10 protein-coding genes are annotated in these 13,365 nt (G+C 56.0%); 7 read left to right on the forward strand and 3 right to left on the reverse strand.

Annotated features, from left to right (window positions below):
• Window positions 1-292: 292 nt before the first annotated feature.
• A complete protein-coding gene (locus tag I6J23_RS05025) occupies window positions 293-550 on the reverse strand; it encodes a hypothetical protein (RefSeq protein ID WP_204582760.1) in 258 nt (85 codons plus the stop codon).
• A 15-nt stretch (window positions 551-565) separates the two neighbouring features.
• Between I6J23_RS05025 and I6J23_RS05030 the strand changes: the two genes are divergently transcribed.
• The 6 genes from I6J23_RS05030 (at window position 566) to I6J23_RS05050 (ending at window position 8,924) form a co-directional block, all read left to right on the forward strand.
• Complete coding sequence (locus I6J23_RS05030) at window positions 566-3,685, forward strand: VaFE repeat-containing surface-anchored protein (protein ID WP_204582761.1); 3,120 nt, start codon at window positions 566-568, stop codon at window positions 3,683-3,685.
• Window positions 3,686-4,096: 411 nt separating this feature from the next.
• Complete coding sequence (locus I6J23_RS05035; protein WP_204582762.1) at window positions 4,097-4,567, forward strand: hypothetical protein; 471 nt, start codon at window positions 4,097-4,099, stop codon at window positions 4,565-4,567.
• A 327-nt stretch (window positions 4,568-4,894) separates the two neighbouring features.
• Window positions 4,895-5,611: a M43 family zinc metalloprotease gene (locus I6J23_RS05040; protein WP_204582763.1), complete on the forward strand. Its 717-nt coding sequence runs from the start codon at window positions 4,895-4,897 to the stop codon at window positions 5,609-5,611.
• A gap of 842 nt (window positions 5,612-6,453) precedes the next feature.
• A complete protein-coding gene (locus tag I6J23_RS10695) occupies window positions 6,454-6,759 on the forward strand; it encodes a hypothetical protein (protein WP_239455003.1) in 306 nt (101 codons plus the stop codon).
• 36 nt (window positions 6,760-6,795) lie between these two features.
• Complete coding sequence (gene pgsB / locus I6J23_RS05045) at window positions 6,796-7,914, forward strand: poly-gamma-glutamate synthase PgsB (protein ID WP_239455004.1); 1,119 nt, start codon at window positions 6,796-6,798, stop codon at window positions 7,912-7,914.
• Entirely contained in the window at window positions 7,914-8,924 is a 1,011-nt protein-coding gene (locus I6J23_RS05050) for a poly-gamma-glutamate biosynthesis protein PgsC/CapC (protein ID WP_204582764.1), read from the forward strand. Before pgsB ends, I6J23_RS05050 begins: the two co-directional genes overlap by 1 nt.
• 71 nt (window positions 8,925-8,995) lie before the next feature.
• On the opposite strand, the gene I6J23_RS05055 is transcribed toward I6J23_RS05050, so the two are convergent.
• Both I6J23_RS05055 and I6J23_RS05060 read right to left on the reverse strand, forming a co-directional pair.
• The gene (locus I6J23_RS05055) at window positions 8,996-10,102 is read right to left on the reverse strand and encodes a hypothetical protein (protein ID WP_204582765.1); all 1,107 of its coding nucleotides are present in this window, start codon (window positions 10,100-10,102) and stop codon (window positions 8,996-8,998) included.
• 216 nt (window positions 10,103-10,318) lie between these two features.
• A complete protein-coding gene (locus tag I6J23_RS05060) occupies window positions 10,319-11,677 on the reverse strand; it encodes a multidrug effflux MFS transporter (RefSeq protein ID WP_052722132.1) in 1,359 nt (452 codons plus the stop codon).
• A gap of 265 nt (window positions 11,678-11,942) precedes the next feature.
• On the opposite strand from I6J23_RS05060, the gene I6J23_RS05065 reads away from it, so the two are divergent.
• Window positions 11,943-13,265, forward strand: a complete 1,323-nt coding sequence (locus tag I6J23_RS05065) for an acid phosphatase (RefSeq protein ID WP_204582766.1) — start codon at window positions 11,943-11,945, stop codon at window positions 13,263-13,265.
• The last annotated feature ends 100 nt before the right edge of the window (window positions 13,266-13,365 follow it).

Raw genomic sequence — 13,365 nt, forward strand, 5'->3', positions numbered from 1 at the left:
GCCACTATTTCCTGTGACCATGTCACTTACGTTGTAGAAGTCCCTGTATTTTCAGGAAACTTTGATTGGTGCTCGGTGACAGTGGATACGTTATTGCTGCTCTGCAACATAGGGGCCATAGGTACTGTTGTTTTACCTCTATGGAGTTTTGAGATGCATAACCACAGGCGCGCAAGCGCCGTAATAGCCAGGGAGGTGAGTCGCGCGCACGCGTGGTCTACGCCATCATCGGCGCAATGGCCCTGCTGTTGGGAGTCGCACGGTTTGCACCATCCGACATGACACCAACCGCTTACGGAGCGTCCGATATTGGCGATCCCAGTGCAAGTGCGACTGGCAAGATCGACCCCGAGGAAGCAGGCGAGTTAGCTGCTCCCGGAGGCTCTAATAGAGCGCTATCGTTAATGGGCTCTATCAGTATTACGTAGCCGACGAGCTTCCCGAAACTTCCCCCGACGATTACGTCGACGAAAATGTGTACGGGACGTTCGCCGTGGCGGGGGACACTCCCGCGGTCTGTGTAGGCCTTGCCGGCGATGATTCCAGACATGCCAGCGCCTATGTAGTGGCGGATAGTAACACGACACCTTCGCACCAGCGTGACGGACGGACGTTTACTGTAGACACCGATCTTGCTCGGAAGTTTGCTGCAAAGTGGGGCGAGGCTATTAGCTCCCAAGACTGGCAAACAATCGCTAGCCAGTCTGGCGTTTCGGATGCAAATGCTACGAATGCCCAGTTAGCTGCATCTATGGCGGTATGGAGCCTGCAAGGACGTCCTATTGATCGTCAGGTGGTCCGTGGACACCTGGCCAACGCTCGCGCCCACGGCGTCGATAAGGACAGAACTGAAAAAGTTCGCAAGATCGCTCATGCAATGGTCTCTCAAGCGGAAAACTACTCCGCTTCTTCAGACGAAGCTGAGCCGGCAACTGTGAAGATCTCTCAGGGCAACCGTACTGAAAACGGTGACGGAACTGTTATCCCGATTTCGGTATCTGGTAACTCTGACAACGACAAGGCGGCCATCAAGGTTGACGGTCTTCCCTCAGGAGCGAAGCTCACTGACGCTAACGGCAAGACCGTGAATAACGGTGATGAAGTCGCCGTTCCGTCTGAGCTGAAGCTGACGGTTCCGAGCGGAACTGACCCTGGCCAGGCTAAGGTCTTCGCTACTACCACGAAGACGTCAAAGCTCCCGGCAGGTACTTTGCTCAAACCAGTTGGAAATGACGATTCCCAGTGGATCATCACTCTGAAGCCCAGCAAGGACGTTCCGTCGAACGCTACTGCTGGCATTAACGTGAAGTGGGATAAGGAGACCCCGTCGTCTTCGTCCTCTTCCTCTTCGTCGTCCGCTTCGTCCTCGACTTCTGCTAGTACCTCGGCTCCGAAGCCGGTCGTTCCGACTTCGTCTGGTTCAGAGTCCTCCACGACGTCGTCTTCACGTGTAACGTCGACTAGCTCGTCGACCTCGAGCGATAAGCCGTCGTCAAGCACCTCGGCGTCTGAGTCGAGCACGTCGGCATCGTCGACCGCTAAGGTCCCGGAGAACCACAACCCGAAGATTTCGACCACTGTCGATGTTGACGGCAAGAAATCTGCCGAGGGTAACCCGGTCAAGGTTGATGCGTCCAAGCTCCATGAGGGCATTAACGTTAAGGACCACATCGACTACGAGGGCCTTGCTCCGAAAACGAAGTACGAGTTCACCGGTACCTTGATGAAGGTTGAAAATGGCAAGGCCAAGCCGGTTTCCGGTGTCAAGCCTGCCTCAGTCGTCGAGTCTGTTGATGACAGCGGTAAGGGCACTGCCACCGTTGACTTCGGCACGATTACTGACTTGAAGCCGGATATGCAGTACGTCGTCTTTGAGAAGGCTGTCCCGGTTGACAAGAGCGAAAACCCGACAGTCAAGGATGACGGAACCCCGAAGAACCCCGATGAGGACAACCGGGAGACCGTGACTCACGAGGATGCGGATGATGATTCCCAGACCTTCGTTGCTGGTGAAGAATCCTCTACCTCCTCTACTTCCTCTTCGGTGACCTCGACCTCCTCGAGCACTGCTCCGCAGCCGTCAACCTCGTCACCGACGTCGTCGACCACGCCGAAGCCAGTTCAGCCGTGGGTTCCGGACAGCGCGACATCCACGACGTCGCCGTCCGAAGCTCCAAACGACAAACCGAAGATTTCGACCACGGTTGAGGTTGACGGTAAGAAGTCGAATGATGTTGATCCGTTGATGGTTGATGCTCAGAAGGCTAAGGATGGTATCTCGGTCAAGGACAATATTGACTACCAGGGCATGAAGCCGGGTACGAAGTACAAGTTCGTTGGTACCTTGATGAAGATTGAGGATGGCCAGCCGGCTCCTGTGTCTAACGTGAAGCCTGCTTCGGTTGTTGAGACCATTGGTGATAGCGGTAAGGGCACTGCGGTTGTTGACTTCGGTACGTTGACCAACATGAAGGCTGATACGCAGTACGTTGTCTTTGAGAAGGCTATTCCTGTTGATGACAACGGAAAGCCGACTGTCAAGGATGATGGGACGCCTAAGAATCCGAGCAAGGATGATCGCGAGACCGTCAAGCACGAGGATTCTAACGATATGGCGCAGACGTTTGTGACTGAGCCGGATGATGAGGATGCGTCGAGTACGCCGTCGCCGTCGTCGACCTCGGCTCCGAAGCCGGTTGCGCCAGTCGAGCCGACTAAGCCGTCGACGTCGGCGGATAAGCCGGATGAAACTCCAAACGGCACGCCGAAGATCTCGACAACAGTGGATGTTGACGGGGAGCGCGCGTCCGAAGGAAACCCGGTTCAGGTTGACTCCGCTAAGGCTCTTAAGGGCATCACTGTGAAGGATCACATTGATTACCAAGGCCTGGAGCCGAACACCACGTACCGCTTCACCGGTACGCTCATGAAGGTGGAGAACGGAAAGGCCACCCCGGTCTCTGGCGTTGAACCTGCTTCTGTCCTTGAGAACGTTGATGGCAGTGGTAAGGGCACAGCAACCGTCGATTTCGGTACCTTGACCCGCATGAAGCCGGGTACCAAGTACGTCGTTGTCGAGAAGGCTATTCCTGTTGATGACAACGGAAAGCCGACGGTCAAGGATGATGGGACGCCGAAGAATCCGAGCAAGGATGATCGCGAGACCGTCAAGCACGAAGACGCCAATGACTCTGCGCAGACGTTCGTAACGTCGCCAGAAGGTAAGCCGGTTCCGTCTGACTCTCGCCAGCCTGGTGAATCCGGAACCCACCCGACCCCCGGTAAGCCTGGTTCGGACAACTCGAGTGAAACCCCGGGCAAGCCTGGTCAGAGCGGTACCACCTCATCTGAGTCCCCCGCCCCGTCTACGGACAATGGCAAGCCTGGCGACTCTGAAGGTTCCGACAATGGTTCCGGTAACGGCTCAAACGGATCAGATAATGGCTCCAATGGTGCTGGCCACGGCTCTGATAACGGATCTGGCAGCGGTTCCGATAACGGCTCCGGTAACGGGTCCGACAATGGTTCCGGTAATGGATCTGGCAGCGGCTCCAGCCACGGAGTAGGTGGAGCGCTAGCTTCCACCGGTGCAAACGTGATCTGGTTGGCACTGCTGGCTATGGTCTTGATAGCCACGGGCGCAGGCGTTGTTCTCTGGAACCGTCGCCGCTCCCAGGAAGGATAGGCATTACGCGGTATGAGCGGTCGGCCCCTTTAGGGGGCCATCGTAGCCCGCGGTTCTAGGTCCAAACCCAGAACACCTAACCCTCAGACTTTCCTGACCACCAACGCGAATTTTCGTCCTCAATGGTTCCCTATGTGGAACACGAGGGCGGTGATTCGGCGTCACAGTGACGTGGCGTCATAGTGACGTAAAAATGGCCTAGAGCTGGGCTATGAGACCAAGCTCTCAGCAAATTTCGTGTGGTCGGGAACCCTTTTCCTCGTCCTCATTTGTGAGCGACAGCATTTCTTTGAAGGCTCCGAGGGGTGGTGAACGTCGCGCGAGCCTGGTGGCACACAGTAAAGAGTGTGCTATGAGGTCGCGTGAATGTCACCGTTCCCCATATGGCCATTACCAATAGGAGACAAATCAATGGGACTCACCAAAAAAATTGGTGCCCTAGCGCTTAGCGGAGCTATCGCGTGTGGTTTAGCAACTGTATCGGCAGGTGTTGCGCCAGCAGCAAGTGCAAAGCCTTCGTGTGAAGGTCAAACTGCGTTGACCTCGATGGCCGAGCCTCTCGATCGCATTTTCACGGCCGATGGTAAAGAGATAACTATTTCGAATAAGCGCAACGTGCAGCAATTCGTTTATCTCAGTAGCTGCGATGCAGAGAAGCTAGCCAACTTGATCAGCGATCTCGGTAAGGGCGATGACGTCAAGAAAGAGATTGTGAAAGCAATCCCTGGCATTGATAAGTTCGCCGACCAGGTTGCTAAAGGTGTTAAGGATAAGAAGGTTCTAACCGCCCAAAATTTGAAGGACCAGTCGAGCGACTTCAATAGTGGAGTCATTCTTGACCTCAAGAATGGTACTGTCGCGCTAATTGCTAAGCAGCTTTAGCGCTAGACAAATACAGGAGTTGGAATCGGCTTTAGACAGTTGAGTTATCGCCGGAGAAAGGCTACTGGCCTATCCGTGGACAACTTCGCAGTGTGGAGCAAAATTTCAATTCCATCCAATCACCCCGACATCTGGTGGATTTCCGTCATCGTATGCCGGGGTGCTTTTATACTGATGTACAAAACTGTGCAAGTTATCACAGTGCCCGGGGCACGTCACTATGTGAAAGGACAACCACACACCCTCGCACCGCGTAGTGCGTGGTGAGCATGAAGTGCACGTGCCCACGTGAAACTCGACCACAGAAAGTGATCCATCATGCGCTTTATGCCTCACGACCACGTATCTCAGCACACTCAAGTATCGGGGACTCGAACAGACCTGCATCGTAACCATCGACGATTTGCGACGGCCGTGATGTCTATGGCGGTGTCGGCAGCTCTGCTTGTTGCTCCTGGTACTAGCCCATCCGCTCACGCTAATGAACAGAATGGGCAGGATAATTCGGCCGAACAATGCGAGGAAGCTCATCAGGCAGTTGAACAGGGCCGGCCCCTTCCGAAGTTGGAGCTTTTCCGTAAAGGCCACGGGGCCGTGCACGATGGGAAAGTCGTTATTTTCGACGATAGTGCTCGGTATTCGGATGAAATTAAGGCCGCAGCCAGTTCGTGGACCAAAGCTACAAATGGGGCAATCACGTTTGACGTCGTGGATAAGGAAACGACGAATTCGGTTCGCGTTTTTGATGTCAAGCGTGATGACGCTACGTGGGTGGGTTGGACACGACACGATCCGTACCGCGTGTTACTGAATGCTGATTATTTGGATGGAATGTCACAAAGTGCTCGCCAGGGAACGATCGCTCATGAATTTGGCCACCTGGTGGGGCTAAAGCATGGGTGTCCTGGAGACTTAATGCATGCAATATCGGATTATCAGCAGCCGACAGCCCCTCAGGCCACTGATATTCAGGCTGCTCTTCAAGACGATAACGACACCACGGCGGTAACGACCACGCGGTCCTTCCCCGATTATTCTGTATAGCCTCCGCATTATTAGTTTTTGAGTAAATATAAGATGTAGGCGTTGATGGTGTAACGCTTTGTCGCTATCCAACGATTACATAGGTGTCACAACGTGCGGAGTCGGCAAGGCGAGCTAGGGCACAGCTCCGTGGCCACTTGACGCGGTGTGATGAGAGATGAAAGTGCGGGTGTGTAAGCACCCGCACTTTCTTATACCTGCTGGCATATTCAACTACCCAGATATAAATGTGATCGATATCACCTTAATTATTACGGAATTTTTAACTTTATGTCTCAAGAGGGTAATAATGAGCTGGTCTGACATCCATTTGCGATCTCATAACTAGTTCGTTGTCCAGTGAAGATGATGCGTTTCCAGTGTGCGAGTGATGGCGTTCATCGGGGGGTACTAAGCGGACATGGAAACAAAAATACTCGCCATCTACCCATAAAAACGCACAAATGAAGCCCTATGTGTTTGATAATTGTGTGATTTCCATTAGCCAGAGTTTAGAGTTCTCTGTAAGCTTCACCACTGGTTATTTTGACATTGGAACTGCGAGTTCTAGCAACAAGCACACCCCCGTGCTGGGTTCCTACTTCCCCCGTGAATAGCACATGCAAACGTAGCGGTAACACGTTGTTTTCATGCCATTCCCGGTGATGTGCCCGAAGTTAATGCCCGGGGAACGCTGATGGCCCTCCATCACATACATGTGCCCACTTCGTATGTGGTCGGTTTATGGCGTCAACGGTGTCCGTTTGTCACGGTTGAGGGGGTGTTATTGGGTTAGGGCCGCTTTTCACGTGTCGTAACAGTGCCTTCATCTCTCATCACGCTCTGCCAGGAGTGATTTTTTCATGATTACCTTCGCCGCGCTCGCAGGAACGGCTGGGATCGCCGGAATGTACGCGTTCCGTCGTAAAGAAAATGCGCACCGTTCGCGCATGTCAAAACTTGATTACAACATCCATGTCAACGGTATCCGCGGTAAATCCACCATCACCCGCATGCTGGGTAGTGTCCTCCGCGAAGCCGGGGTATCCACCGTGTCAAAAACCACGGGTACCTACGCGTGCGTCATCGACCCCCAAGCGGGCGAACACCCCATTCAGCGCACCGGCCCGGCGAATATCAACGAGCAGTACGATTTCTTGAAAGAATAGCTCGACGGCTCCGTCAACGGCCTCGTCGTCGAATGCATGGCGGTCAAGCCGAAATACCAGAATCTGTGCCAAAACGTCATCCTTCGTTCCCCCATCTCCGTGATCACCAACGTCCGACTGGACCACCAGGAAGAAATGGGGGACACGGTCGAGGAAATCGCCGACTCCCTGTGTAACACTGTCCCCGAACACGGGCTGGTTATCACCGGTGAGCGCAACGAAAGCGTTCTTAACGTTATCCGAAAGAACTGTGAGGCCCGGAACTCCAGGTTGATTGTCGCCGAAGAGAGCGAGCTTTCCCGGAGCCTCGTCGACAAGTTCGCGTACCAGCAGTTCGAAGAAAATGTCGCTGTGGTGTTGACCCTGGCTGAGGCTCTCGATATCGACACCGACGTCGCTGTCCGAGGAATGCTCAAGGCCGAACCTGACCCGGGCACAACCAAGGTCATCAAGGTCGAGGAAGAAAACAATTCCCTCTTCTGGGTCCCCATGTTCGCCGTCAACGACTGGGAATCCACCACCAAGGTCTACAACTCTGTACACGATGGCCGCCTCCCAGAGGGAACTAAGCATGTCATCGCGATGAACAACCGCGCTGACCGCACCGACCGCGCATCCATGTTCGTCGATGTCATCACAAAGGACCTCAAAGGGCAGTTCGACAAGATCGTGCTCTACGGAGATATCCAAGACGCCGTGTATCAGAAGCTGGTTGCTGGCGGCGTGCCCGAAAGCAACATTTTGACCACGACAGACATCGAGGAAACCGACGGCAAAGCGCTGGTGGCCCGTGCCCGCGAGTCCTTCGACAATGACGCCGAGGTTGCCGTCTACGGGATGGTCAACATCCACACACAGCACGTCCAGTCCATGGAAAAGTACATCTCCACGTTGAAGTCCGAGAACGCGCTTGCTCCCATGGAGGAACTGACAGGTTCGGTGGAAGCTACCGCCCCTGAAGAGGCCGTGACAACCACCAACACGGACGTGGCTGCGCGAGGCAAAGACGTGGCTGCTGACGACGCAGAGGGCGCTTCGGGGGATACCGATATCGCTGAAGGTTCGGACGCAGCTGCGCATGACAAAGACGCCGATATCGATAACGAAATCGGCGCAGTATCACGTAAAGACGAGCATGTAGAGGTCATGGCGTAGTGAACCTGCTGGAATCTCAGGGATATAGTTTCCTCTGCGACTACATTCACCTCACCTTCCTCATTGGGGTGATGGTCAGCTATCTGTACTTCCGCGCGTATCGCGTATCGATCGGCGGAACGCTGGCCGTTGGGTATTTGGCAGCATCCCTTTATGCGCCATTGAACTCCCTGGTCACAGTCCTTGTGTCCATGTTCGCCTTCGTGCTCATCAGGTTCGTCGTCCTCAAAATCTTCCTTCCCCGCCCGCGACAAATTTTCGCCATCGGTCTCGGTATCGGTGTGATCTGCGGATTGGCCTGGCTGGGGCTTTCCGAGTTCCTGTTTTACAGGACCAAGGAACAGTACGGCCTGGCCCTCGTCGGCGTGATCGTCCCCGGTATGATCACCAACTCGCTGAATAAACAAGGGCTCAAGAAGACCCTCTTGCCCATGCTGTGGATGGTGCCCCTCGCAGGCGCTGTCGGGTGGGCGCTGACGTACGTGACCGTCAAGTGGCTAAACATCTCGATTTCTGATCAGCTTTTCGACGCGTCCATCGAACGTCTTCCCCTCGTGTTCGCCCTATCGGCCACCTCTGTGCTGATGGCGCTGATCATTCAGGAACAAACTGTTCGTACGTTCAAACTCCGCACTGGCGGGTACGTGACCGTCGGCTTCCTGTGGGCGGCGGCAGTGGCGAACACCTGGTATCTCCTGATCCTCGGCTTGTCCGTGGCGGCCGTGTACCTGATCTATCACGCGTACGAAGCGCGTGTGCCACTCTTCGGCAAAGACCGGTTCGTGGTGTTGATCTTCACGTCCTTCGCGGTCACGATCATGATTGAATACATATTCTCGCTGGTTGAAGGCGCGAAACTCGCGGGGCCACAGAATATCGTTCTCTGCGTCCTCCCCGCGATTATCGCCAATGACCTCATCCAGTACGGGTTCAAACGTACCGGTGGAGGAATGGGGATTTCTCTTATCGGCACTAGCCTGGTGGCAGCACCCCTCGTGGCTTTCCTGTAGAAGAGCCGCCTAGCCAGAGGCGACCGTGAGGGGCTCCGCCGTGTAAGGCGTGGGCCCTTCAGAGTCCCGCTCTAGTCCTCATCGGATGAGCGCCGCGAAGGCTCCCGATCAGAGTCCGCGTGGTTCGACGCGCGTGAACTCTTAGACTTCTTCTTCGTCGACGTTGACGATCGTTGTGACGACTTCGACGTCGACCGCTGAGACGACGAGCTCTCTGGCTCAGGCTCCAGGCTCGTCGAATTCTTCTTACTCGACGGCTTTTCCTTCTCGGACTCACGAACCTTGTCAATATTCGGCGCCGGTGCGTCCTGTTCACGAGTCGGCTTCGTATCCAACGTCGGCAAATCAGTCAATGCCTCACGGAAAGCCGTTGATAATCGGGCAATGGTGGTCGGAGTCTGCCCCTGTTTAGGATCCCGAATCGCGTGATTCATCTCAATCTGCATCGCGGAATGCCCCCGCTTCTGCATAAAATCGGTCACCGTGTAGGAAGCCTGGGCATTAAATCCCGCATCAATATCCACCTGTCCGTGGAGAGTTTCCGATAAACGCCGGACAATATCGTCGGTCATAGGCGATGGACGATCACCCGTTCCGACGGAAACAGGCTCTTCGGATGAGGAATCATCCATACCATGCAGCTCGACGACGATGGCGTTGTCTGGGAGACCCTTGAGGACGCGCGTGAACTTGTCATCGCGCGTTTTCCAATTATCGTGCCAGTCTGACACTTTCCCCGTTGTGGTGAGCGCAGATACGTTGAGTTTATCGGCCACCATCTCAGTGATCCCGCCGGTGTATAAATCAGCAACCTTAGGTTGACCCCTGCGGTGGTGATTCGTCGCGTGCGGGGCCACGAGGATTAGGGGAGAAGTCTTTGTGCGGTCTACCCACCGAATCGAATCATTGGGCCCGGAGCCGTCATTGTTATGCGCAGAATACTTGGCATTGCGCTCCTTGAACTCTGACATTTGCTTCTCGGACTCCGACTCCTTCTCATCATGATGAGAAATCGTGCAGCCCTGTAAGAAGACGACGCCGGACATAGTGATTGCAACCCACGTGCCAAGCCGTCGCGACCGAGGAAGTGTGTTTTCCCTGGCACGCGATGTGGGTCGTGATTCGTTGGACGGTGTGGCGGTGGTAGCGCGATGGGGTGTGCGCTTCGAAGAAAGCACTCGTGTTTTACTCCAATACTCGCTCAAAGGAAGGCTTGTGGCCTTTTTGGATCTCGGGGCCGACCGAAGGGCCTAAAGGTCGTGGGCCTTGTCGGCCGACCGAATCATATAGATCGCGGTCGCCCGCGTGCATATTGAAAAGTATAACCACACAAAGCTAACCGTGCTTTCGTGAGTTTTTGGTGAGCCTGGGTTTCGTCGGGATGGTAGACCGAGCTAAGCCCTATCCGACGAGCGCGTGAGCGTGACACACCCCACGATGGCGATAATCGAACACACCAGCATGCACAACGCCATGGACAGCGACGGGTCAGAGCCGATCCCCACGAGAGGAGACACAATCCCGGCCGCCAGAAACTGCAGAGCACCCATCGCACCAGAGCCCGCACCCGCGCCGATATCGCGGACGGCCTCAACACCCAAGGCAGTCGCATTACCCAGCAACAGCCCCGTCGCTGACGTCATGACAAAGAGACAAATGAGCGTCGGCCAGAGCCACGGGCCCAGCAGAGCGTCGATAAGCAAAATTGCGGAGGTCGCGACGTAGAGGATGAGCCCAAAGACCAGTACAGAGCGCACCTCAAACCGTCCGACGAGTGTGCCATTGAGGGCCGACATTCCCGCGATCGCGAGCGAGTTGATAGCGAAGGTAATCGAGTAGACATGCGTCGGTAATCCAAGTTGGTCTTGGAGAACAAACGGTGAGGCCGAGATGTAGGAAAAGAACGTGCCGAACCCGACCGCGAAAGCGAAGCAGTAGCCGATGAAAGCCGGGCGGCCGAAACAACGGAAAATGGTGGGCAAGAGGTTGCGGATGGCGCCCGGAGTGCGACGGTCAGCCGGCAGGCTTTCGGGCACCACGAAGCGGGACACCACGACCATAATCACGTTAAACGCGGCGAGCACCCAGAAAATGCCACGCCACCCGATGAGAGGAGAAAGAAAACCACCCAGCAGCGGAGCAATCGCCGGCGCGAGCCCCTGGATCGCCATCAGCGCGGAGAACGCAGACGCCGCAGCCCTGCCATGCGCGACGTCAGGAATGACGGAACGAGCGACGACGACGGTAGTCCCGCCCGCTATACCTTGAAGCAATCGGAAGGCAATCAGTAAACCGATCGACGGGGTGAGGGCACACCCGGCGGAGAAAACGAAGAACAATAACGAGCCGATCACCAGGGGCCGACGCCGCCCCACCCCGTCAGAAATAGGACCCGCGAACAACTGGCCCACGGCTAAGCCGATCATGAACGCAGATAGCGTGAGCTGCACCGACGAGGCCGTCGTTGACAGATCCTTCGCGATGTCGATAAACGTGGGCAAATACATGTCGGTGCCCAGCGGCCCCGCCGCGGAAAGTAGCGCGAGCGACGTGAGAACCGCAGCGGTGAGCTGGTTTTTCTTCGGCACCGTGGTGGAAGACGTACCCGTGGCAGAGGATGTAGCGGACGCGGCGTTGGGATCCGCCGAGTGGACGTCGACACGTTCGACCTTGCCCACTGACGACGAACGCCCCCGGTCAGGGGACGAGGATGACGGAGGATTCGAGGATGATGAGTTCGGATCAGTGCTCACTCGATGTACCTACAGGGTGACCTTTCTGTGTGACAACAATGCACTCCATCGTATTACGTGCTGGTTGCGGGCTTGTGATGTGTCCACGACAGGGCTTCTGTGGCGGGTCCGTTCACCCAAAGTTCACACAGTGTTGGTGCGGGCGACACCTGAGTGTCGACACCACGTCGCTATGGTCACACACGATAAATGGAGCTACCAGTGACCTCTACCCGCGTCATTGGACCAGCGAGCTCTTACCACACGTTTTGAAAGGTACGCCTGGATGCCCCAGCCTGAATTGTTTTCCTCCCGCCCACAATCGGTTCGCTCCCCGCAGAAACCCCCACGCGACCGCGGAATAACCGCGCGACGATTCTCACGTGTCGCCGTCGCCTCGCTTGTTCTCGGAGCCACCGTCTCCACCGGTGGAATTACGCCGTCGAACACAGTTCCCCAGGCCGCAGCCGCCACGGACATCACCGCCACCATCCCGTACCTTCACCCACCTGTTCAGCACGAGGGAGCCCCCACACCCCAGGCATTCCCACCCGAGGAATACAACTGGTACCTCTCTGACCTCAGCTCTCACCCCTTCGGTATCTACGCGGATGTCATCGGTTCGTACCCGGACCTCAAAGCCCACCATCCCGAGGTTCAAGACACGAACCTTGCGACGCTCACCCGCATTAATCACGACGCCGCGACGAATCCGACCGCGATCTCGCGGGCACAAAACGATGCACGCGCCGACAAAGAGGGCGTCCTCCAGCTGTTCTCCGATGCATTCGGTGGCCGGTTAGGCGAAGAATTCCGCCAGGCTCTCAACGAGAATCGCCTCCCCAAGACAGTAATGCTCTTCGGCGGAATTACCGCGCGGGCGGGTGGCCTCGCGAGCAGCACCATCGTCGAAAAGATCGGATTTAACGAGACCCGCCCTTATGACGAGCACCCGGACCAGATCAACAAGTACGAAGTCCCCGGTGAAGACCTGTATGGGCATTCCAAAGCATTCCCGTCCGGTCACACGAACCAAGCAACATGGACGACGACGCTGCTGGCGGCCATGCTTCCCGAACTCTCAGATCAGCTACTCGCCCGCGGATCAGAAGCCGGGTACAACCGCGTGGTCCTCGGTGTTCACTATCCCCTCGATGTGATGGGTGGCCGGATGACAGGGTTGGCCGCGGCGGCGGACCGATGGAATGACCCACGCATGAGGAATAACCTCATGGCGGCAGCGCAGGAAATCCGCGCTGAACTGGAGTGGCGATGCGGCGACACCTTGGCCAATTGTGTGGCTGCCGACAGTAAATACGACGACAACGCGCTCGACAACTACGCCTACCGGATGAATTACGACTTCGCACCGGTCAGCGACCCTAATGCTGCCATGATCGTGCCCCAGGCTGCTCCCGACCTCTTGGCCAACGCCTTCCCCAACCTTACCTATGAGCAGCGCGCCCAAGTGATCCAACAAACCGCTGGTCCTGCGGGAATGCCGTTGGATGACCAATCGCCACGCGGATCCTGGGAGCGAATCAACCTTGCGGCGGCCATGAAAGCCGACGTGACCGTCAAAGACGACGGCAGCGTTCATGTGAATTAAGTCTGCGTGCCCCTGGTTGCCCAGTGAGGATGACCACCTCATGAAACGGCCGAAGAACACAACGGCCGAAGAACAGAAAAAGCACGGTAGAGGAGAGGAC

It is taken from the genome of Corynebacterium kroppenstedtii (genome assembly GCF_016894245.1).
Classification (GTDB): domain Bacteria; phylum Actinomycetota; class Actinomycetes; order Mycobacteriales; family Mycobacteriaceae; genus Corynebacterium.

What these genes read in the sequence shown, in the direction of transcription:
- I6J23_RS05025 (WP_204582760.1), bottom strand. Translation starts at nt 550, where the DNA reads ATGTCTGGAATCATCGCCGGCAAGGCCTACACAGACCGCGGGAGTGTC.
- I6J23_RS05035 (WP_204582762.1), top strand. Translation starts at nt 4,097, where the DNA reads ATGGGACTCACCAAAAAAATTGGTGCCCTAGCGCTTAGCGGAGCTATC.
- I6J23_RS05040 (WP_204582763.1), top strand. Translation starts at nt 4,895, where the DNA reads ATGCCTCACGACCACGTATCTCAGCACACTCAAGTATCGGGGACTCGA.
- I6J23_RS10695 (WP_239455003.1), top strand. Translation starts at nt 6,454, where the DNA reads ATGATTACCTTCGCCGCGCTCGCAGGAACGGCTGGGATCGCCGGAATG.
- pgsB (WP_239455004.1), top strand. Translation starts at nt 6,796, where the DNA reads ATGGCGGTCAAGCCGAAATACCAGAATCTGTGCCAAAACGTCATCCTT.
- I6J23_RS05065 (WP_204582766.1), top strand. Translation starts at nt 11,943, where the DNA reads ATGCCCCAGCCTGAATTGTTTTCCTCCCGCCCACAATCGGTTCGCTCC.